Origin of the sequence: Nostoc sp. FACHB-152, from assembly GCF_014697475.1 — a bacterium.
In the GTDB taxonomy this organism is placed as follows: domain Bacteria; phylum Cyanobacteriota; class Cyanobacteriia; order Cyanobacteriales; family Nostocaceae; genus Nostoc_B.
In genome coordinates this window covers 147,619-168,762 of sequence record NZ_JACJRV010000009.1, presented here as the reverse complement: position 1 = coordinate 168,762, position 21,144 = coordinate 147,619, and the positions used below count along the sequence as shown (strand labels likewise).

The following is a 21,144-nucleotide window of genomic DNA, read 5'->3' as shown; positions in this document are numbered from 1 at the left end:
TATTTGCTACATCAATCATAACTTTTCAAACAACCTCTAATACAGTAGTTATTCATCAATCCCATTGGGTATACCTAAAATAGCACAAGGGAGATTAAATCCTAGTGTCTGAATAATAGGATGATTAAGAGATTTACAGCCCATAAATAAAACATCAGCCGCTTCTGATTCCACGACTTTTGTTAATTCTTGAGCAACGTTACCAAACCGTAAATGCGATTTAAAAGAACCCTGCCATTCTTCAGCTAAACTTCGGGCTTGCCAAAGAATTTTATCTGCTTTTTCTAATGGTGCTACAGCTTGTTCTTGTAAATTTCGCTTTATTTCTTTTAATTTTGGTTGAGTTAATACGGATGTCGCAGATTGGTATACATCACTTATCCCACATTCACATGGGTTTAAATAAGTTGCCCAATTAAAGTTATCAAGATACTTATTACTTTGGTTATCTTCGACGACATAAACAGCTTGGACTGTCACTTGCTGATTTGTAGCTAAACGTGTTTGGTGAGCAATCCAAAAAGCGAGATCGAGTGCTGTATGACTATTAGGTGAAGCGTTATAAGCAACAATTAAGTTGACAGATTTTGCTGTTGAGATGTTTGTAAAAGAATTTGTTTTTGGCTCTGGTATTAATACCATTTGCTCAACTAAATCATTTCTTCCTATGGCGCTTTGGAGGCGCACTAACATTGGCTTAATGTTCACAGTTTAACTTCTCCTACATGGGAATGATTGACAAATGAGAAGCAGGGTGAATGAAGGCTGAAGTATGAAGTCTGAAGTGTGAAACATAAATTCATCTTCTAGCATTCATCTTTTAACCTTTACTTAAAGAAACCCCAATAACAACTGTTATTACAGCCAAATTTTGGGAGTTCCTTCCATTGCCGACGGAGTTAGCTGACGGGCTAAGACTGGAAGGTGTCTCTCTTGAAGATTAGCCCCTGATATTTGGTTCCTCCATTTCAAATCATTATTGATGGTTGATTTGAATTAGGCTACCCGCTAAAAGAAATAATAAACTAATTTACTCATTTTGGGTGAAGTATCTATCCAGAAAATTCAAGGCATAATTACGCAATTCAAAATATTCTTTGGTATTACGCATGGCGGCGCGATCGCGTGGATGTTCAAATGGTACTTCTAAGATTTCCCCGATATTAGCTGCTGGGCCATTAGTCATTAATACGATGCGATCGCTCATATAAATTGCCTCATCGACATCATGCGTAATCATCATTACTGCTTGCCGATTTTTTTCCCAAATATCTAATACTTGTCGCTGTAATTTACCTCTAGTTAATGCATCTAAGGCTCCAAAAGGTTCATCCATCAGCAACATTTTTGGACGAATTGCTAAAGCTCTAGCAATACCTACTCTTTGTTTCATACCTCCAGAGATTTCATCAGGATACTTATCTGCTGCCGGGGTTAAGTTTACCATTGCCAAGTGTTCGTTAACAATGCTAATTTTTTCAGCACGGGTTGCATTTTTTAACACTTCATCCACGGCTAAACGAATGTTTTCTCTGACAGTTAGCCAAGGTAATAAAGAGTAATGTTGAAATACCATCATCCTTTCTGCACCGGGCTTCCGGATTTCTTTTCCATCTAGCCGCACTGAGCCAGAAGTTGATTTTTCTAACCCCGCAACAATTTTTAACAGTGTTGATTTACCGCACCCAGAGTGACCAATTACTGAAATAAATTCATCCTCCCCAATGCTGAGATTTACACCATCAAGAACAACAAAATTACCTTTATCTGGTGTCGGATAAGACTTGACTAAATTTTCAATTTCTAGAAAGTTATTAGGAGGCATAACTTGCTGATCAGTATTTATTGATGTTGCTGTATATTTAGTCATTAAATACTCCTAAAAAATTTGAACTATTTGTTAGTTAATCTAGGGATTAGAGGTTAGAGGCTAGAGACTAGAAAATAAAAGAGATGCGGGAGATTTGTATGTTTGCTTGTAGGATTTATCTCATGAGTGCTTAGTAAAACATTTATAGTTCCTAGCCTCTATTCCCTAGCCCCTACCTAAGACATGAAAAAACGAATGGGAGAATTTGCCCGAATTTCAAAACTATTGAGATAACCTACGGGGTCGCTGGGGTCAAAGGCTTTTTTGTCAATAAATACTTCTGCCTGTTCGACTTTGTAATCATCTTTGGGACACTCGATACCCATCTCAGATGCTATCTCTCGATATAAATCTGTTCTCCAGCCTTTTGCGGCTAGTTGTTCGGCATTTTTGGGAAATTCCTTGATTTGTCCCCAACGGGCGGCTTGAGTCATTAACCAAATACTTCTCGACCGCCACATAAATGTTGAGTGTTCGCCTGGTTGTTTAGGTATATTCTCTGGAATATCGTAGAAGATAGTGGTGTCCGCAGCTTTGATAGTGCGGTCTTTGCCATCAAAACCGCCGTAATTGTAATTGCCAAGAATTGCTGGGCCTGTAAATTTTGTAATTGGCGCACCCTTCTTTTTCGGTATAGCACCTGTAAAGGAACGGTCTGTAATTAGTTCAGCGACTTCTTGGCGATTTTCTGGCTTACTGCAATATTGGCAAGCTTCAATCATTGCTTTCACCAGAGAACGATAGGTCTTAGGATATTTTTCGATGAAGGATTCCATCACACCCAACAACCTATCTGGGTGTCCTAACCAGACTTCTTTACCTTGGGCGAAGGTAAAACCAACACCTTCATTACCTGTAATTGCTCTGGTGTTCCAAGGTTCAGCTACCATGTAAGCTTGCATTGCCCCAATTCGCACATTTGTCACCATCTGGGGCGGTGAGACGATGATGACGCGAAATTCTTTTAAAGGATCGACACCAGCCGCCGCAGATATATAACGCACGAAATATTCGTAAATCGCAGAACTTAAAACTACTGCCCAAACTTTATTTTCTGATGATTGCTTATCAAAGTAGGCGCGGAAATCTTTGCCAAAGGCTTCTAATGCACCGTCGCCATATTTTTGTTGATACTCGTACCACGGACGCAGCCCAAAATCCCACATGGCTTTGTTCATCGTCATGGCGTTACCGTGGCGGTGAATGGTCATGGCTGCACATAAAGGTGCATGGCGCGCGCCTTCTGCCCCAATTCTGGCGTTGGTGACAGCACCAGATACCACAGGGGAAGCATCCAGGCGACCAAAAATTATTCCATCGCGGGAAGTTGCCCAACTTGCTTCGCGGTTGAGTTTGACGTTTAAACCATACTTGCGAAAGAAGCCTTTTTTCCAGGCGATCGCAAATGGCGCACAATCATTAACAGGAACGTAACCAACAGTAATATCAGGTTTTTCTAAATCGTCAGATTTGACTACGGGTTCGACGGCTAAGGCTTCTTCTGTCAATCCTTTTGCAGACCTATCTCCTGAAATTCCACAGGAAGATAAGGCAACTCCGGCGGTTGTTGTTCCAATTCCTAAGAGAAAATCTCTTCTAGTCCAGTTATTGTCACTCATTGTTATAGTTCTTTATTATGTTCGCGCAGAGGCGCATTCGGCGTAGACGTTCTCGTTCGCGCAGCGTCTCCGTCAGGAGAAGAGTAGGCGCAAAGGTACAAAGCGTCTTATTGTATTGATCTAAATTCTGTTATTTAGCCGTTGTGGGGCGATGAGTTACAAATTCTTGAAGTTTACTGACGGCAAAATCGAGAATTAGTCCGGTTACGCCAATGACAAATACCGCAAGAAACACTGAACTGAGATTTAACCGACTCCATTCATCCCAAACAAAGAAGCCGATACCAATACCACCTGTCAGCATTTCGACTGCAACGATAACTAACCAAGCAATTCCTAAACTAATTCGCAAACCTGTGAAGATATAGGGCAAACTGGCAGGCCAAATAATTTTGGTAATTCTTCGCCAACGGGGCATTTCTAACACTCGTGCTACATCTAAATAATCATTGGGAACGCTGGCTACTCCCAAGGCGGTGTTAATAATTGTCGGCCACAAGGATGTGATGAAAATTACGAAAATTGCTGAGGGGTCTGCCAAGTTGAAGATAGCTAAAGCAATTGGCAACCAAGCCAAAGGTGATACGGGTTTAAATATCTGAATGATGGGATTAAGGGCTAACATTGCTGACTTAGACATCCCAATGAGAAATCCCAAGGGAATTGCTACGATTGCACCTAAGACAAAACCTATTAAGACTCGTCGCAGACTAGCAATTAACAACCAACCAATTCCCAAGTTACCCGGCCCACGTTGATAAAACGGATTTAAAATGTAATCTAGATTTGCTATTAATGCCTCTGGTGGTGTGGGCATTAATTCATGATTGGCTAAGGCAACCACCCACCACAATAAAATAATTCCTAAAAAACCTAGAATAGGTAAAAAGACGACATCCTTACTAATTATGGGCTTTGTCTTTTGCCACGCAGCTTGACTAGCGATCGCTAAAATCGCTGCTAAATTTAATTGCAATATCATCTATAACCTCACCAGATTTAAGTACAGGTACAAAAATCTGAGCAGTACCAGCCTTGGACACTGATGAGATCACCACATTTTAAAAATGCTATCTCTTCAGTCTCCTCTCAATGCCTACGAAGTTAGCTGACGGGCTAGGGCTGAGAGATGCCCCTCTTAAGAAGTATGAAGTCTAAAGTATGAAATTAGTTTAATCAACTTTTAGCCTTTAGCCTTCTTTAAAATACGCCCCAAAATTTGGTTCCTCCGCTTCAGCGTTACGTGCTTTAACGCGCTGAATTAGGCTGACTTACTCTAATTGTTGACAATATAGCGAACTTTAACATTGCTGTCCAGTAAAAACAACTTCTTGGGATAGATCTATTGGTTTATTTAGCGTAATTTAATCCGTCTTTGGGTTGGCAATGAGGTGTAACACATATGCACTCTTGACTGATGAATACTGATACTCAGCTTTACAAACCACTCAAGACTAGTAGGTAAAATCTATCTCTATGAGTACGTAATCTCTTTCTTAATGTAGTTGAAGTATTTTGTTAATTTTGGTGAAAAAACCCCATTCTCGATAAACTAGTTCTAGATAAAAATTTATTCACTAAATCTTTATAAAAATTAACGTAATGGATTTTAGTCTTGTACTAGCTGAAAATACTAACAATATCATCGAGAAATGGGTGGCAGCAGTTCGCCAAGACAGGCTGATTGAAAGTGCTGATGACTTGTCTTACACAGCGATTAAAAATCATATTCCTGATATTTTTAAAGCCATGATTAATGTACTTGCAGAAACTCAGGTGAGTGATGATATTAAATCGATACTTACCGCCAGTTGGCAACATGGCTTACTTAGGGCTGAACAAGGCTTTGACCCTACCGAAATTGCTAGAGAATATCGTTTGTTGCGAACAGTAATATTTGATACTTTAGAAGCAGATTTATTGCAGGGAACACCTGCGGAAATTGTGCGTTATATGCGTTTAATTGATGCTGTAATAGATGAAGCGATCGCTCGATGTTTTAAAAGTTATGTTGATGAGCGTTTGCGAGAATTAAAGCATCTGCATTTATCATTAACTCTGCATAATGAAGAACTCACACGCTTAATTAACGCCAATCAAGATACATTTTCCCAACTAGCCCACGAACTGAAACATCCTTTAACATCAATTATTGGTTACTCAGATTTATTTTTACGCCAACAACGACGTAACTCTAGCATTAAAGATACGTATACTAATTTAGAACATATTGAGCGAGTATTACGTAATGGCAGACATTTACTGCGCTTAATTAATGATGTATTAGAGCTATCAAGATATGATGCTGGAAAGGTACAACTGCAAGTCGCACCCACTAACATACAAGAATTGGTGATTAATGTGTGTGAAATGTTAGAACCTTTAGCAGAAGAGAAAGAGTTACAAATTATTGTAGACTGCGATCGCTGTCCGCAAGAAGTGCTAACTGATGAGTTTCAATTACAACAAATTATCACCAATCTTGTGAGTAATGCCATTCGTTATACAGAGTCGGGCAATGTCAGGATAATATGTCAAACTTTGGACGAAAACAATTGGTCATTTGCTGTTGCTGACACCGGAATTGGTATTGCACCAGAAAACCAAGCGCGGATATTTGAACCTTACTATCGTGTAAGTAAAAATGCTCGATCCTACTTACCTGATAGTACAGGATTAGGGCTAGCGATCGTTTCTCGCTTAGTAAAATTACTCCACGGTGAAATTAACCTACAATCTCAGCTAGGAATTGGCTCTACCTTTACTGTAACTTTTCCCGTAGAAATCAATAGTTGACAGAGCTAATCGCATCCTTCACAAGTTCCTCAAATTTTTTGCCTAAATTAAAAAGTGGGTAACTATAACAAAAAGTTGGGAGGCTTAATGATGGTTAATTACAGGGAAAAAATAATTGCTCTTTGGACAGCATTTCTCTTAGGGACATTATTTCACACTCAACTAGGTTTAATGCCACTTTTTCATGGTTTATCTGTAGCCGAATCTCAACCAGCCTCAAAACTGAGCGATATTTCTGTCATTATGTGGCTAATGTTGGGATTTTTTGTCCTACCAATGTTGGCAATAATTACAACTACTTTTAACGATTCCAAACGCTACCGCGTGTTTCATTTTGCATTGACTATATTTTATAGCGTTATGAACTTGCTTCATGTTGTAGCAGATTTGTTTGTCCAGCCAATCCTGTGGTATCAGATAACCTTGATGGTAATTTTATTCCTCATAGGTTTAATATTAAATCTTGTGTCTTTTCAATGGATGAAATTACAACCTAGAGGTAATAAACCGCAACCAAGACTAACATCTTCGCAAACTTAGAAATTGTGTAAAGCTATAACTTACCTTCTTGTTTCAAATTAGCTAGTGCATTTTCAGCAGCAGCTTTTTCAGCTTCTTTTTTGTTGCGTCCCGTCCCTTCTCCATACTCTTTTCCATCCACAAATACTGTAGCCACAAATACTGGTGCATGAGATAGACCGCCTACTTGTTGAGTAACATATTTAGGCGGATTTGTTGTCACATTGCGTTGTACCCATTCCTGAAAACGGTTTTTTGAGTCTACATTAGAGCGTACTATCACAATATGTTCAGGTACAGAATCAAATAATGGTTCAACAATTGCCCGCACTGCTTCAATATCACGATTGTTATCCAAGTAATAAGCACCAACAACAGCCTCAAAAGTGCTGCTTAGTAAATTAGGGTTTTGAAAACCACCATCTCGAATTGTGCCTTTTCCTAATCGCATTCTAAAATCTAAACCAACCTCTTCAGCAAACTTTGCTAATTGCTTTTCATCTACTAAAGCAGAACGCCGCCGTGTTAATTCATCTTCACCCCTTTCTGGATGACGACGATAAAGATACTCACCACTTAAAAAATTGAGTATAGCATCACCAAGAAATTCTAAGCGTTCGTTATGTTCGCCTTCTCCTGGGTTTTCATGAACATAAGAACGGTGAGTCAGCGCATGACGTAAAAGTTTTTCATCCCGGAATGTTAGAAGTTTATGCATTTTTATTATTTGTTTAGTTGGGAAGAATAGATATTAATAATGTGTGTTTTTTTTTAGCAGAATCAACATTTACAATTTGATGATAGGTAATATACAAACTTACCTATAATACATATAATTATGCCGTTCTACTTAATATCGGTAACAGTAATTTGAGTTTTATTTCTCATTAATTCAGGTAATTCATCTACAAAGTAGAAATTATTTCTACCAACTAGTCTCATTAGTTTTGGACTAGCACTACCTTTTTGAGCAAAAACTATTACCTTCTTACCCATAGCTTGGAGAATTGCAATTAAGCCAGCGTAATCCCTATCTCCTGATACAAGAATAAGTATTTTAGGAATATTTGAGCGTTGCGGAGCAAAAAGTCTCACGCAATCAGCTACTAAACGATGATCTGCACTGTTCAAAGAAGAGTCTGGAACATCAACACTTTCAAAATCAAGTATTTCTAGTATGTCTTTGATACAAACTTGACTAGGATAATGTGAATTATAGTAAAGTTTTTTGTAAACAACTTTTCCTTGTAATTTTGCGAAATCTAGTAAAAGTTTAGCTGTACCTTTAATTTTTTGAACATAAGGAAGTGCAAGCCCAAACAAGTGAATGGTAAGTTTTAAAAGTTCAGCTTTGGCGGAAATACTTTGCTCAAATCTAGAGACAGATCAGGAAAACAAGGCAACGATATAACTTGATTATGTAAAACAATCCGCTTATTTAAATAGCCATACTTACTATAATTATCTTGATATGGTTCGCTGTAACATTCTAAATGACTATCAAATAAATTAAATATCCAATAATCAGAAATACCAGCTTGAGCATAAAGAGGAATTTTTACATCTTGGTCATAACTTAAAGAAGAGTCTGCAACTTCCATTACTAACAAAACATCAGCAGGACTAGGATGAGCCGATAGATAATTATCATCTTGGTTCTGCACAATAGCAAAATCTGGTTCAGGTTCACTATTAGATGGTAAAGAAATTGGATCTTGACATTGCAGAGTAGCTTTTTCTCCTATCAATTTTGGTAGTTCTCGTAATAAGTTTCGTACACAAGTAGCATGAGCAGTACCTTTTGATACCATTTGAATAATTTCCCCGTTGATTAATTCAATGTGGTCATCTTCATGAAAAAAGCCAATTTCCGTGAGTTGGTGATATTCATTTAGCGTGAAGCGTTTAGCTTGAGTAATAGTCATAAATTTTACATCCAATAGCACTATAAATGCTTGTTGAGTCCTGTAATTCTTATTCTAAAATACTTCTAGAACAATTACTTATAATTTGTTTTGAGCGATCGCACTATATAAAATACCCAATATTCTTTTAATATCCTTAATATAATACTCACTTAAATCAATACTCACAACCTTGCCTTCAAGCTTCATGAATTGCCAGATAGTACCAATGGTCACAGCCCCATAGATTGCCTTAATAGTATTGCCACTTTTCTCGTTAAAAACTTGGGCTGCTATCATTTCAGCAATACATTGTGCTAACCCAGACCTTAAATTCTCATTCTTACTTTCTACTAAAACAACCACTGGACTACGCACAATTAGCTGCTCAGGAGAAAGGCTCAAAATAAAATCACAGAAACCATTCAGTCCTCGTTGAGTATCTACAGTAAAATCAACACCCGAAAATAAACTAATCTCATAATTAAATTTTCTTCTAATTTCTAACAAAATTGGGCTAATTATCATTTCACTACGAGCTTTCTCTGAACTGATAGCAACAGCTAAGTCAACATTTTCTCGCAGTATCGTAGTTAACAAATCACTACATTCTTGTGCTGGCACGTTGGCAAATAATCCAGAAGCCTCATCAATAATTAAACCAAAAGAATCAATAACTTCAGTAAGTTTAAAGTCGCTGTAAGCCATAAAAAATAACCTAAATAGGAGGAATAAAATCTAACTTAATTCTAAATGCGCCAGAAATTGATATGCTAAAAACCGAGAGTAGTGAAGCATGGCAGAAATAATTAACAAGTCTTACCTCCTGCCTCCTGCCTCCTGCCTCCTGCCTCCTGCCTTCTTATTAATTTGCAAACAATGCCTGCGCCTACTATCACTCCAAAGATCGCCTCCTTTCCCTTGACTGCCGTAGTCGGTCAAGAAGCGATAAAATTAGCCTTGCTGTTAGCAGCAGTCGATCCTGGTTTGGGGGGAGTGGCGATCGCAGGCCGTCGCGGTACGGCAAAATCTGTAATGGCTCGTGCTATCCACGCCCTACTACCGCCGATTGAAATTGTTCCAGATTCAATTAGCAACTGCGACCCCACCCGCCCCGATGAATGGGATGATTTACTGTTGGCAGAGTATGCCGAAAAAGATATTCAGGATGTCCCTACACAAATTATTCCTGCGCCTTTTGTGCAAATTCCTCTCGGTGTGACTGAAGACCGACTTTTAGGTTCCGTGGATGTGGAACAGTCGGTGAAGCAAGGAGATACAATCTTTCAGCCTGGGTTACTTGCCTCTGCTAACCGGGGTGTACTGTACGTAGACGAAATTAATTTATTAGATGATCAAATATCAAATCAACTATTAACAGTATTATCCGAAGGTCGCAACCAAATAGAGCGGGAAGGAATTAGTTTTCAACATCCTTGCAAATCTTTATTTATTGCCACTTACAACCCAGAAGAAGGCGCACTGCGAGAACATTTACTCGATAGAATTGCGATCGCCCTTTCTGCTGACGGTGTACTCGGCCTAGATCAAAGAGTACAAGCAGTTGAACAAGCGATCGCCTTTTCCCAATCTCCCCAAGAATTTCTCCAGCAGTACAACGAAGACATTGACGGACTCAAAACCCAAATTATCCTGGCGCGGGAATGGTTGAAAGAAGTCACCATCACCCACGACCAAATCGCCTACCTAGTAAATGAAGCAATTCGCGGTGGTGTCCAAGGACATCGCGCCGAATTATTTGCTGTGCGCGTAGCCAAAGCCGCCGCCGCCTTAGAAGGACGCACCACCGTTAATGCCGAAGATTTACGTCGGGCTGTCGAGTTGGTAATTGTACCACGAGCAACCGTAGTCCAGACACCACCCCCCGACCAACCACCACCTCCTCCTCCCCCACCACCACAAAGTCAAGACGAGTCAGAACAAGACCAACAAGAGGAACAAGAAGAGGAAGACAAAGAAGACCAACCAGACGAACCAGAAGAACAAGAACCACCAAGCATCCCCGAAGAATTCATCTTTGACCCGGAGGGAGTGATTCTGGATGAAAGTGTGCTGTATTTTGCCCAAATGTCCCAGCGTCAAGGTAAATCTGGTAGCCGCAGCATTATTTTTTCCGAAGACCGGGGACGTTACGTTAAGCCGATGTTACCCAAAGGTAAAGTCCGACGCATCGCCGTAGATGCTACCCTGAGAGCATCCGCACCCTACCAAAAAGCACGGCGTGAGAGACAGCCAAACAAAAAGGTAATTGTTGAACAAGGTGATATTCGCTCAAAACGCTTGGTACGTAAAGCCGGGGCGTTAGTCGTGTTTGTCGTAGATGCTTCTGGGTCAATGGCTTTGAACCGGATGCAGTCAGCGAAAGGTGCGGTAATGCAACTGTTGACAGAAGCTTATCAAAACCGTGACCAAGTAGCCTTGATTCCTTTCCGGGGAGAACAGGCGGAGGTGTTATTACCGCCAACACGTTCTATTGCTTTAGCAAAAAATCGTCTGGAAAGATTACCCTGTGGCGGTGGTTCACCCTTAGCACATGGTTTGACCCAAGCTGTGCGCGTCGGCATGAATGCTCGGATGAGTGGTGATATTGGGCAAGTTGTAATTGTAGCAATCACCGATGGTCGGGGGAATATTCCTTTAGGGCGTTCATTAGGTGAACCCCAAGAACCAGGAGAAAAGCCAGATATCAAAGGCGAATTATTAGAAATTGCTGGTAGAGTTCGAGCTTTGGGAATGCAATTATTAGTAATTGATACTGAGAGTAAATTTGTTTCCACTGGCTTTGCTAAAGAATTAGCACAAACAGCCGGAGGCAAATATTATCATTTACCGAAAGCTACCGATAAAGCTATTGCCGCCATGACCAAAGGTGCGATCGCTGATCTAAAATCACGATAGTTAGTCATTGGTCAATGGTCGAAGTATGACGTTTCATACTTCATACTACCCTTCGGGAACGCCAAGGGCGAACACACTTCATACTTTTTTAATACCTATGGTTCAGTTTTCTAATAAACGTTTAACCTTGGAAGAGTTTCTTGCACTTCCTGATGAAGATGTTAAATACGAATTTGTTAACGGTGAAGCTGTTCCTAAATATAAAAACGATGAAATGTCACCAAAATTTTTTCATGGTTCGACTACTGTTGCCTTATTGCTCATATTGTCTGCATGGGCAGAAAAAAAAGGGCGAGTAGTAGTTGAGTGGGCAATCAAATTAACACGAAATGAACAAGATTGGGTACCAATACCAGATTTGACTTATGTTTCTTACAACCGTCTTCCTGTTGATTGGTTAAAAGATGAAGCTTGCCCAGTTACACCTGAATTAGTTATTGAAATTATCTCACCCGGCCAAACTTTTGGAGACATGGCAGAAAAAGCTACAGATTATCTTAAAGCTGGTGTTTCTCGTGTTTGGGTAGTCGATACAAAAGCTAGAACTATTACTGTTTTTGCACCGACTTCTTTCCCCATAACTTATCGAGATCATCAAATAATTACTGATGAATTGTTACCAGAGCTTGAAATTACTCCTAATGCTATCTTTCAACGTGCAGGTTTAAATCCCTAAAGTTTAGTTTATTTAAATAGTAAAGTTTTTTGGTGATGCCTACGGCGGGCTATGCCTACGCACACCTAGATTTCCCGGCTATTATAACCGTCAGCATCCTCATTAAAGTGCAGCATAGATATTGGGTTCCGATTCTTTCCCCCCAAACTACCAGCTAGCTTATGAAAAATATTAAAAATTGTTTATATATATATTAATAGCTAAGGTAGTTAGGGCATTGGTAGATGATAAAACTTAGACAGCAAAATAATTTTAACTCTGTCACCTGTTCCCTGTTGCCTACTATAACTGTAGTCAGATATGTTATTGCAGTATTGATTGCTCAAAGCCCTTTAGCAACTGGGTTGATACTTAGCAATCAGCACTTGGCTGTATTAAATATCAAGACCCTGTTGCTACTGCTTGAGGCTGCAAATAACACATCAAATCATTAATACCTTTTTGCAGATATCTTGTTACAGTCATTGGGCTAGTACCAATGTTCTTGGCTGCGTCCTTACGTGAAAGTTCTTTTAAGAAGACCATTTCTACTGCCATGCGGGGCTTTTCTTCTAACATATTGATTGCCCCTTGGAGTTGTTGGCGTTCTTCTTCTTGTTGTTGCATCACAGCAGAACGAGGACAAGGAAGTGCTTCACCTAAAGTAATTTGACAATCAACATAATTAACTGCTGTAGCATCTAAACTTAAAGGCATCCGATTTTGTGCAGCCAACTTAGTTTCTTGCCATTCGTGTACAGATACCTTGAGTACCTTGGCAATTTCTGAATCTTTAGGAGGACGACCTAAAGACAAAGACAATTCTTTGCGAACTTTTTGGCCTTCATTGTACAATTCTTGCCAACGACGGGGGATTTTTAATAACGTACTGCGATCGCGCAAGAAATGTAGCATTTCGCCACGAATATATGGAACCGCAAAGGAACTGAACGCATATCCTTGACTGGGGTCAAAACGCTCAATAGCTCTAATCAAACCGAAATAACCGATTTGTTCTAAATCTTCATAAGGTTCATTACATTGATGGCTAAACTTATGAGCCATCTTCCGCACCAAGCCAGTATGTAACTGTACAAGTTGATTACGAAGTTTAATAGAGGGATTCTGGTGGTATAAGTGTAGTAACTCTATCCCGTCAATTCGCATAGAAGACTCAGTTGCTGCCATATCAATTCCTTTTTATTCACTCCTTTTAAAAAAAATGGAGTTGCGTATATGTTCTTCAAAGCTGTAATTATTTTCCTTAGACCACGCTGATTAAACCATCGTTGTTCCACTGAACTTACTTCGGCTCTATCTTTGGCTTTCAGTGTTTCCACGCATAATTTCACTACGTAAGTTGTTGCAGCTGATTTTTATTTTATATATGAACTTATTTAGTTAATTAATGTTTAGTTTTTGCACCTAACTCTAGCTATTTCTGTAGTTAGATGCATAGCTCATACCAGTAAATTTATCTTTATGCCAGCAATATATAAAAACTCAGTAACCATATTTTTTGATTAATCTTATATATCTCTCAAAAAATAAAAATTAAAGCTAAATAATAAAAATAATGTTTATCTAATAAAACGGCTACAGCCAAAGCATAAGGTAAGTTAGCGGAAGTGGGCGTTATAAAAATCTGACCCTCCAAACGTTTTTTTTGACATTGCTAGATTTAAGTATTTGACGAAAATTTAGTGTATTTTAGCCCTACCATGCAGGCACCAAAGTGGCTAATATCCTAGACAAAACCTATTCATCAAAGACCAAAGCTCATTTTTTTCGTAAAATACCCTAGCTGGTCAAGAGCAATATTGGTAAGAATAGGAATATACAGCACTTTTAAGAGCGAAAAATTCAAGTATGAGCAATACAAGTAACTTTCGTGAAGCTATTCGAGACGCTAGAACTCAAGCCCTCATCGGCCCGAATGTAATTGCTAACGCTTTACCTTACGTCGGTGGTGGTCTTGTCCTGACAGCATTAGGAACCTATGGTGGTTTAGGCGTTATCCGTACTAACCCAGAAATTTTCTTCCCTACCTTTATTGGTGCGGTAATTCTAGAGTTAGTTCTCTTCTTCGTTGCCCAAAACGTTGCTGAAAAAGGCAATAAAGGTATTGCGTTGCCTTTGTTAGCTACCTATAGCCTTTTATCTGGCTATACTCTCAGTGGCTTAGTATTTATTGCCTTGAGAACCCAAGGTGTAGGTATTCAAGGTATTGGTTTGGCTGCCCTCGGTTGCGGTGTCACCTTTATTGTTGCCCGTCAAATAGGTTCAAACCTGTCTGAACAAGACGGAATGGCTTTGACAAAAACCATCAGTCTCGGTGTTATTGCCTTGGTGGTTGTCTGTGCAGTCCAATTTATCTTTGCTTTGTTTGGTGTTTATACCCCATCTTGGCTAGAAATTGGGATTTCTGGTTTGGGTGTGTTTCTGTTTGTGGGAGTATCTGTCGTAGATTTCTACATCCTGCCCCGTACTTACCGCAACGACCAATACCTACCTGCTGCTTTATCGATGTACCTTACCTACATCAACCTGTTTATCTTTATCTTACGGTTGCTGATTGCCATTAATGGTCGTGATTAAGTAACCATAGCTATAAAAGTTTAATCAATATTTAACCGTGGTTGTAAATCAGTAACCACGGTTTTTTTACTACTATGAGAGATTAAAATTTATTTTGGTAGACAATCTATCTCTCAGGGATCACATCAACCTAGAAGAGAGTTGATATCCAAAGTGATATAAACATTTTTTATCCGTATCAGAAATAATAATTTTTTACAGCCAAATACAAGATATGATTACCGTTTTGTAGATAGTATAAACGCTAATAAAAATGTGCGATCGCAGGTTGTTATATCTAAAAATTTTATCCAAAATTGAGAGAAGAATTTTTGGATCTATCAATTTATTATCAAGTTTCATGTCTTGGTATATAGCTAAATGTATAATTTATCCTCCTATTAGGATGCTACATACATCATAAATAGTCATCAGCTAGTATTTACGGTCAAAATTCAAGAAAAATTGTCACAAAATTGGAGTTCAATCTTTGAATTATTATCTTACAGTATGATAATGTAATATTTCCGAAATAAAGAACACTTCAATGGACTTTACAAAACAAAGAACTACGACAGCTAAAGGAGTAGCTATATGTTTGATGTTCATTCATCATTTATATGCTTACAATTATCGCTTGTTACACGGCAATAGTTATATTCCATTCATTCCTACGTTTAATTCGGAGTTCTATATAGCCAGTTTTGGAAATATCTGTGTTTCAATTTTTCTGTTCTTATCTGGATATGGAGTATTTTTAGGATGGTCACGTTCTCAACATTCACCTATACTTTATTCGCTAAAAAAACTTAAAGAGTTTTATCTAACTTACTGGATTTATTTTCTAATTTTTGTCCCAATCGGGTTGATTTTTTTTCAACAAGAAACAGTTTGGAACTCAGATCAAATTCGTTACTCTAAAGATCCAATAACTTTTTTAATGAATTTTATAGGCTGGTCTTCAAGCTACAATGAAGAATGGTGGTTTATTCGGGTATTTATTATAATTTTAGTTTTTTTCTGCCCTGTTTATCTTATATTGGCTGAAAAAAATCCTATTTTTGTTGTTTTTATCAGTTTATTTCTATTGGCTTTAAATTTTAAGGCTAGTCCTTACAAAAACTTATTCAATTTTGCAATTTGGCAACCATCATTTGCTTTAGGAATAATATGTGCAAAATTAAATTTCTTTTCGAGCCGTTATATTCGTTATTTCGATAAAGCAGGCACGATATTTGTTTTATTTGGTCTTTTACTATGTATTTTAATTGATAATTTATGGAAATTGGTAGTTGGTATAAGATTAGATTTTTTAATTGCACCTTTTTTCATATATTTTACTGTTAGAACAGTAAAACTTTTACATCTAGATAACTTATTTACTTATTTAGGTAAATATTCTTTTCCGCTTTGGCTGATTCATTCTTTCTTTTGCTATTACTATTTTCAAGATCTGATTTATTTCCCAAGATGGTCACCTTTGGTATTTTTACTTTTGACGACTATTTCAATAATATCGATTTTAGCCATAGAGCAATTAGGAAAAGTAATTAAAAGGATGTTTAAAAAGCCAGAAAGATTATAAAAAAGCGACTTAAAGTCGCGGCTACACAGGCAAAACCCCTGACGCTCGTTCCGACACTCGAAGACTCGCTATCGCTAACGGGTTTTACGAATGATTTAGGAATCCTATAGAAGGAGTTCAATGGTAAGCTAACCTCGGCGGCTTTCCTGCTTAACAGACAATCTGTAGTTGAAGTTAGAGAATTTGCTCAACTGCCGCTAAAATCAAAAAAACAAATAAAATCTAAAGAGCAAACTTAGAAAATCATTTAAGTAGCTCTTCATTTAGCAACCACTATGGAAGTCTTAGAACTCAAACGCGAAATCGAAACGTTGTCTAGCCGCCTGGGTAAAACCCAGGACTATCTTTGACGTACCTGCACTGACAGCGAAAATTCACGACTTAGAACAAATATCAGCGCAGCCAGAATTTTGGGAAAATCAAACCCAAGCCCAAAAAACGCTGCAAGAACTTAACGACCTCAAATCCCACCTGGAAACTTATAACCAGTGGCGAGCCAGCTTAGAAGATACTAAAGCAGTGGTGGAACTGTTGGAGTTAGAAACCGACGAGTCCTTACTGCAAGAAGCGGAATCTACTATCACTAAGCTGAACCGTGACCTTGATCAGTGGGAGTTACAACAGCTACTTTCTGGCCCCTACGATGCGGAAGGGGCAGTGTTGACAATAAACGCTGGTGCGGGTGGCACAGATGCCCAAGATTGGGCATTTATGCTGCTGCGGATGTACACTCGTTGGGCTGAAGCGCACGGCTATAAAGTAGCACTCAGTGAAGAATCAGAGGGTGATGAAGCTGGGATTAAATCAGCCACCCTAGAAATTACTGGGCGTTACGCCTATGGTTATCTACGGTCAGAAACAGGTACACATCGCTTAGTGCGAATTTCACCTTTTAATGCCAATGGCAAGCGGCAAACTAGTTTTGCTGGGGTGGAAGTCATGCCACAAATAGATGAGTCTGTGCAGTTGGATATTCCAGAGAAGGATTTAGAAATTACTACATCCAGGGCTGGCGGTAAAGGTGGGCAGAACGTCAACAAAGTAGAAACAGCAGTACGCGTTGTGCATTTACCCACAGGTCTTGCCGTGCGCTGTACCGAAGAAAGATCGCAGCTGCAAAATAAAGAAAAAGCCCTCGCTCGCCTGAAAGCCAAACTGCTAGTTATCGCCCGTGAACAAAAGGCGCAAGAAATTGCCCAAATTCGCGGTGATATGGTGGAAGCTTCTTGGGGTAATCAAATTCGCAACTACGTATTCCATCCTTACCAGATGGTAAAAGATTTACGTACCAATGTCGAAACAACTGCGATCGCTGACGTGATGAACGGCGACCTCGATATGTTCATCCAAGCCTACCTGCGGCAAGAAAATCAGTTAGTAGACAGTAACTCTGCTTAAGTAAATAAAGAATCAAGAAATAGATAACTCTGTTACCCATTTCCTGATTCTTTAACCGAAAATCCACAAAATGTCCAGAGAACTCAAAGGAAACTGTTACATTTATATGTAACAGCATTTGTTACGAAATAATTATGAGCAATCCTTCCACGGAACCTCAACCAAGCTACGTCAAACTTGCCATGCGGAACATGGTACGCAAAGGCGGCACTTCTATAAAACATTTTTTATTAAGTACTGTGGGGCTATTAGCCCTGTTAATTGGTCTTGCTTACTTAACCCGTTAAAAACTAACCAAAAATCCAAAGTGCTGAGGAGAGTTTGTAGTTAGTGCAAGTTGAACTAAATTTGCAAGATATTTTTTCCGAGTCTTCCCCGCAATTAGCCGTAAATGTTGAGGCTGAAACCTGGGAAAACTGGTTTCATCGCTGGTTAGAAAATCTTCAACCTCATCTACCACCAGCACCAAGCTATGAAATAGGGCTGCGTTTGACAGACGATGCAGAAATTCAATCATTAAATGCTCAATATCGACATCAAGATCAGCCCACCGATGTTTTGGCCTTTGCCGCTTTAGAAACAGATTTTCCATACCATACGGAAATGCTCGATGAACCTATGTATTTAGGTGATATCGTGATTTCAGTAAATACAGCCCAACGTCAAGCCCAACAACAAGGGCATAACTTAACAACTGAGTTAGCTTGGTTAGCATCTCACGGGCTGTTACACCTTTTAGGCTGGGATCATCCTGATGATGAGAGTTTAATGCAAATGCTCAAGCAACAAGTATTAATACTGAAGACAGTTGGTATTGATATTGACATAGAATATTAAAGTTTTGATGTTTGTCACTGTTAATTCTTAACCATCCTTTTATAATACTCGTGTAGAAAATTGCCGAGAAGTTTATTGGATGATTACAATCGGCGAAGATTCCCAGTTTACCTAACGTTATTGTTGTGTTTCTCAGCTTATGTCCCAACAAGTTTCTCCTCCACCACCCAACCAGTTACCACTGGTAAGTAAGCAAAGGGAATTTTCCTGGCAAGTCGCTGCTAATTTACTTGTGAGTTTTAAGTATGCCTGGGCTGGTATTACCTACAGTTTTCAAACTCAACGCAATTTTCGCATCCATGTAAGCTTTTGTGCATTAGCGATCGCTTTAAGCATCTTCTTACATTTGTCACCTGTAGAAATAGCAGTAATTGGCATCACTAGCGGCTTAGTTCTAGCATTAGAACTGTTAAACACAGCCATTGAATCGCTGGTAGATTTAACCGTGAAGCAGACTTACCACGATTTGGCAAAAATTGCTAAAGATTGCGCGGCTGGGGCTGTGCTAGTTTCTGCTTTAGTTGCCATTTTAGTTGCTGCTACTCTACTGCTTCCGCCATTAGTAGCGTTAATTATGTCAAATTTCTAAGTTTTGACATTAATTACACTCATCCATAAAAATTTCTAAATTAAAAATTAAATAATTACTAACGCTGACGGCTAGAATCTGGTAATGATCACCAGGAGTTTAAGCCGTGATTGTAGTCATCGATAATTACGACAGTTTTACATATAATTTGGTGCAATATTTAGGAGAACTAGCCGCAGAGTTCCCTATAGCATCAGATATTCAAGTTTTTCGCAACGATAAAATCACCATAGAAGAAATTCGGGACTTGCATCCCGACCTTGTAGTTATTTCTCCTGGGCCTGGCCGCCCAGAAGATGCTGGTATATCTCTGGATTTGATTCAACAACTCGGCCCAAGCTTACCAATTTTAGGCGTATGCTTGGGTCATCAAAGTATTGGTCAAGTATTTGGTGGTAAAATCGTCTCTGCTCCAGAGTTAATGCATGGCAAAACTTCTCAGGTGACTCACACTAATGTAGGAGTTTTTCAGGGATTAGAAAATCCGATGACCGCTACTAGATATCATAGTCTGGTGATTGACCGCACAACTTGCCCCGAAGTATTAGAAATCACTGCTTGGGTTGAAGATGGCACAATCATGGGAGTGCGACATCGGAACTATCCTCACATCCAAGGAGTCCAATTTCACCCAGAAAGTGTGCTAACTTCTTCAGGAAAACAGTTATTGCGAAACTTTCTGGAACAATTACAGACGAGAGAGTGATTAATGAAACGACGACAGTTGATGGGCTATGCTGGGGCGGGGTTAGTCACAGCTTTAGCTACTACATTAGGTTCGCACTCCCAAGCTGACGCACAATCTGGTGGTTTATCAGTTCAGTGGTTGGGTCATACGTGCTTTTTAATTACTAGTGGCAAAGTCAAAATTCTCACCAATCCATTCCGCACAATCGGTTGTACTGCTGGTTATCGTGCGCCGAAAGTCAGTGCAAATTTAGTCTTGATTAGCAGTCAATTACTAGACGAAGGTGCAGTAGAAGATCTGCCAGGGAATCCCAAGCTAGTTTACGAAGCAGGAGTTTATGAGTTCCAAGGGATTAAATTCCAAGGAATTTCCACAGACCACGATCGCAAAGGTGGCAGAAGATTCGGTAAAAATGTCGTCTGGAGTTGGCAGCAAGCAGGAATTAACATTCTGCACTTAGGTGGTATTGCTGCACCCATTACTATTGAACAAAAAATCCTCATGGGTCGTCCAGATGTGCTGTTCATTCCTGTAGGCGGTAGTGATAAAGCTTATAACGCCCAGGAAGCTAAACAGGCGATCGATGTGTTAAACCCCAAACTAGTAATTCCTACTCACTTCCGCACCCAGGCTGCTGATGCTAATGCTTGTGATATTTCACCGTTAGATGACTTTCTCAACTTGGTGCAAGGTGTTACTGTACGTCGTAGTAATAGTGACACTATTACAATTAGCTCTAATAAACTACCCCAAGATAAGGTGATACAGGTTTTAAGCTACAAATTTTAAATTGATTTAATGACAGCCTGATAGGACGGTAATGAGCAATTAATATTTTTAAAATTTGTAGAGCAGGTATTATGCCTGCTCTATTAGTTGCAAGTATAAGCTCTCTATTTTACTACCTAAATACCACTGACTTTGGTGAGATGACTGATAATTTTATCTAGTATTTAACTACAATTTAAATGAGATTAACTATAGAGGTAAAAATTTTTACTATAAAGTTTTTTACAAAATCGTATATTTGTTATTTAATTAACAATAGTTTTGGGAACTTTTAATATATATTGTGTAAAAGCTTTTCTCATTAAACCTTGTATATTAAGTGGCGAGTGGCATAGTCATAAATTTATTGGATATGGCTAATGTCTAGCTCGCCTTTTTCAATAATATATACACTCAAGT

21 protein-coding genes and 2 riboswitches are annotated in these 21,144 nt (G+C 39.0%); of the genes, 12 read left to right on the top strand and 9 right to left on the bottom strand.

Annotation, left to right across the window (positions count from 1 at the left end):
• Positions 1–48 precede the first annotated feature (48 nt).
• The 4 genes from H6G76_RS10815 to ntrB form a co-directional block, all read right to left on the bottom strand.
• Positions 49–693: a universal stress protein gene (locus H6G76_RS10815; protein ID WP_190699657.1), complete on the bottom strand. Its 645-nt coding sequence runs from the start codon at positions 691–693 to the stop codon at positions 49–51.
• Positions 694–876: 183 nt separating this feature from the next.
• Positions 877–1,013: riboswitch (cyclic di-AMP (ydaO/yuaA leader) on the bottom strand.
• Between the two features lie 17 nt (positions 1,014–1,030).
• A complete protein-coding gene (locus tag H6G76_RS10810; protein WP_190699604.1) occupies positions 1,031–1,870 on the bottom strand; it encodes an ABC transporter ATP-binding protein in 840 nt (279 codons plus the stop codon).
• A 176-nt stretch (positions 1,871–2,046) separates the two neighbouring features.
• Complete coding sequence (locus H6G76_RS10805) at positions 2,047–3,489, bottom strand: ABC transporter substrate-binding protein (RefSeq protein WP_190699602.1); 1,443 nt, start codon at positions 3,487–3,489, stop codon at positions 2,047–2,049.
• Positions 3,490–3,619: 130 nt separating this feature from the next.
• Positions 3,620–4,471 (bottom strand): nitrate ABC transporter permease, encoded by an 852-nt coding sequence (gene ntrB, locus H6G76_RS10800; RefSeq protein WP_190699600.1) that lies wholly within the window; start codon positions 4,469–4,471, stop codon positions 3,620–3,622.
• Positions 4,472–4,567: 96 nt separating this feature from the next.
• A riboswitch (cyclic di-AMP (ydaO/yuaA leader) is annotated at positions 4,568–4,767 on the bottom strand.
• Between the two features lie 324 nt (positions 4,768–5,091).
• Between ntrB and H6G76_RS10795 the strand changes: the two genes are divergently transcribed.
• Positions 5,092–6,285: a sensor histidine kinase gene (locus H6G76_RS10795; protein ID WP_190699598.1), complete on the top strand. Its 1,194-nt coding sequence runs from the start codon at positions 5,092–5,094 to the stop codon at positions 6,283–6,285.
• Positions 6,286–6,372: 87 nt separating this feature from the next.
• A complete protein-coding gene (locus H6G76_RS10790) occupies positions 6,373–6,825 on the top strand; it encodes a hypothetical protein (protein WP_190699596.1) in 453 nt (150 codons plus the stop codon).
• 13 nt (positions 6,826–6,838) lie between these two features.
• Here the strand turns inward: H6G76_RS10790 and rnc are convergent, their stop codons facing one another.
• The 4 genes from rnc to H6G76_RS10770 form a co-directional block, all read right to left on the bottom strand.
• Positions 6,839–7,522 carry a ribonuclease III gene (gene rnc, locus H6G76_RS10785; RefSeq protein WP_190699594.1) on the bottom strand — a complete coding sequence of 228 codons (684 nt, stop codon included), beginning with the start codon at positions 7,520–7,522 and terminating at the stop codon, positions 6,839–6,841.
• A 128-nt stretch (positions 7,523–7,650) separates the two neighbouring features.
• Entirely contained in the window at positions 7,651–8,127 is a 477-nt protein-coding gene (locus H6G76_RS10780) for an NYN domain-containing protein (RefSeq protein ID WP_190699592.1), read from the bottom strand.
• Positions 8,128–8,141: 14 nt separating this feature from the next.
• Positions 8,142–8,729 carry a Uma2 family endonuclease gene (locus H6G76_RS10775; protein ID WP_190699590.1) on the bottom strand — a complete coding sequence of 196 codons (588 nt, stop codon included), beginning with the start codon at positions 8,727–8,729 and terminating at the stop codon, positions 8,142–8,144.
• 78 nt (positions 8,730–8,807) lie between these two features.
• The gene (locus H6G76_RS10770) at positions 8,808–9,416 is read right to left on the bottom strand and encodes a hypothetical protein (RefSeq protein WP_190699587.1); all 609 of its coding nucleotides are present in this window, start codon (positions 9,414–9,416) and stop codon (positions 8,808–8,810) included.
• Between the two features lie 171 nt (positions 9,417–9,587).
• Here H6G76_RS10770 and bchD point away from each other — a divergent pair, with 171 nt between their 5' ends.
• Positions 9,588–11,627, top strand: a complete 2,040-nt coding sequence (gene bchD, locus H6G76_RS10765; RefSeq protein ID WP_190699584.1) for a magnesium chelatase ATPase subunit D — start codon at positions 9,588–9,590, stop codon at positions 11,625–11,627.
• A gap of 97 nt (positions 11,628–11,724) precedes the next feature.
• A complete protein-coding gene (locus tag H6G76_RS10760) occupies positions 11,725–12,303 on the top strand; it encodes a Uma2 family endonuclease (RefSeq protein ID WP_190699581.1) in 579 nt (192 codons plus the stop codon).
• A 381-nt stretch (positions 12,304–12,684) separates the two neighbouring features.
• On the opposite strand, the gene H6G76_RS10755 is transcribed toward H6G76_RS10760, so the two are convergent.
• On the bottom strand, positions 12,685–13,470 hold the full coding sequence (locus H6G76_RS10755; RefSeq protein ID WP_190699578.1) for an RNA polymerase sigma factor SigF: 786 nt from the start codon (positions 13,468–13,470) through the stop codon (positions 12,685–12,687).
• Positions 13,471–14,151: 681 nt separating this feature from the next.
• Between H6G76_RS10755 and H6G76_RS10750 the strand changes: the two genes are divergently transcribed.
• The 8 genes from H6G76_RS10750 to H6G76_RS10715 all read left to right on the top strand — a co-directional run bounded on the left by H6G76_RS10750 (position 14,152) and on the right by H6G76_RS10715 (position 20,745).
• Entirely contained in the window at positions 14,152–14,880 is a 729-nt protein-coding gene (locus H6G76_RS10750) for a Bax inhibitor-1 family protein (protein ID WP_190699575.1), read from the top strand.
• 526 nt (positions 14,881–15,406) lie between these two features.
• The gene (locus H6G76_RS10745) at positions 15,407–16,444 is read left to right on the top strand and encodes an acyltransferase (RefSeq protein ID WP_190699572.1); all 1,038 of its coding nucleotides are present in this window, start codon (positions 15,407–15,409) and stop codon (positions 16,442–16,444) included.
• Between the two features lie 275 nt (positions 16,445–16,719).
• A protein-coding gene (gene prfB / locus H6G76_RS10740) for a peptide chain release factor 2 (RefSeq protein WP_190699569.1) occupies positions 16,720–17,842 on the top strand; the annotation gives its coding sequence in 2 pieces (ribosomal slippage) (positions 16,720–16,791 and positions 16,793–17,842; 1,122 coding nt in all).
• Between the two features lie 134 nt (positions 17,843–17,976).
• Positions 17,977–18,129: a DUF3285 domain-containing protein gene (locus H6G76_RS10735; RefSeq protein ID WP_190699566.1), complete on the top strand. Its 153-nt coding sequence runs from the start codon at positions 17,977–17,979 to the stop codon at positions 18,127–18,129.
• A gap of 43 nt (positions 18,130–18,172) precedes the next feature.
• The gene (gene ybeY / locus H6G76_RS10730) at positions 18,173–18,679 is read left to right on the top strand and encodes an rRNA maturation RNase YbeY (RefSeq protein ID WP_190699563.1); all 507 of its coding nucleotides are present in this window, start codon (positions 18,173–18,175) and stop codon (positions 18,677–18,679) included.
• A gap of 139 nt (positions 18,680–18,818) precedes the next feature.
• Positions 18,819–19,268: a diacylglycerol kinase family protein gene (locus H6G76_RS10725; RefSeq protein ID WP_190699560.1), complete on the top strand. Its 450-nt coding sequence runs from the start codon at positions 18,819–18,821 to the stop codon at positions 19,266–19,268.
• Positions 19,269–19,374: 106 nt separating this feature from the next.
• Positions 19,375–19,974: a glutamine amidotransferase-related protein gene (locus H6G76_RS10720; protein WP_190699557.1), complete on the top strand. Its 600-nt coding sequence runs from the start codon at positions 19,375–19,377 to the stop codon at positions 19,972–19,974.
• Positions 19,975–19,977: 3 nt separating this feature from the next.
• Entirely contained in the window at positions 19,978–20,745 is a 768-nt protein-coding gene (locus tag H6G76_RS10715; RefSeq protein WP_190699554.1) for an MBL fold metallo-hydrolase, read from the top strand.
• The last annotated feature ends 399 nt before the right edge of the window (positions 20,746–21,144 follow it).

Bases quoted from the DNA above. Each gene is read 5' to 3' on its own strand.
- H6G76_RS10760 (WP_190699581.1), top strand. From the start codon at position 11,725: ATGGTTCAGTTTTCTAATAAACGTTTAACCTTGGAAGAGTTTCTTGCA.
- rnc (WP_190699594.1), bottom strand. From the start codon at position 7,522: ATGCATAAACTTCTAACATTCCGGGATGAAAAACTTTTACGTCATGCG.
- H6G76_RS10770 (WP_190699587.1), bottom strand. From the start codon at position 9,416: ATGGCTTACAGCGACTTTAAACTTACTGAAGTTATTGATTCTTTTGGT.
- H6G76_RS10795 (WP_190699598.1), top strand. From the start codon at position 5,092: ATGGATTTTAGTCTTGTACTAGCTGAAAATACTAACAATATCATCGAG.
- H6G76_RS10810 (WP_190699604.1), bottom strand. From the start codon at position 1,870: ATGACTAAATATACAGCAACATCAATAAATACTGATCAGCAAGTTATG.
- H6G76_RS10750 (WP_190699575.1), top strand. From the start codon at position 14,152: ATGAGCAATACAAGTAACTTTCGTGAAGCTATTCGAGACGCTAGAACT.
- H6G76_RS10790 (WP_190699596.1), top strand. From the start codon at position 6,373: ATGATGGTTAATTACAGGGAAAAAATAATTGCTCTTTGGACAGCATTT.
- H6G76_RS10775 (WP_190699590.1), bottom strand. From the start codon at position 8,729: ATGACTATTACTCAAGCTAAACGCTTCACGCTAAATGAATATCACCAA.
- H6G76_RS10725 (WP_190699560.1), top strand. From the start codon at position 18,819: ATGTCCCAACAAGTTTCTCCTCCACCACCCAACCAGTTACCACTGGTA.
- H6G76_RS10815 (WP_190699657.1), bottom strand. From the start codon at position 693: ATGTTAGTGCGCCTCCAAAGCGCCATAGGAAGAAATGATTTAGTTGAG.
- ntrB (WP_190699600.1), bottom strand. From the start codon at position 4,471: ATGATATTGCAATTAAATTTAGCAGCGATTTTAGCGATCGCTAGTCAA.
- bchD (WP_190699584.1), top strand. From the start codon at position 9,588: ATGCCTGCGCCTACTATCACTCCAAAGATCGCCTCCTTTCCCTTGACT.
- H6G76_RS10715 (WP_190699554.1), top strand. From the start codon at position 19,978: ATGAAACGACGACAGTTGATGGGCTATGCTGGGGCGGGGTTAGTCACA.
- H6G76_RS10805 (WP_190699602.1), bottom strand. From the start codon at position 3,489: ATGAGTGACAATAACTGGACTAGAAGAGATTTTCTCTTAGGAATTGGA.
- H6G76_RS10755 (WP_190699578.1), bottom strand. From the start codon at position 13,470: ATGGCAGCAACTGAGTCTTCTATGCGAATTGACGGGATAGAGTTACTA.
- H6G76_RS10735 (WP_190699566.1), top strand. From the start codon at position 17,977: ATGAGCAATCCTTCCACGGAACCTCAACCAAGCTACGTCAAACTTGCC.
- H6G76_RS10745 (WP_190699572.1), top strand. From the start codon at position 15,407: ATGGACTTTACAAAACAAAGAACTACGACAGCTAAAGGAGTAGCTATA.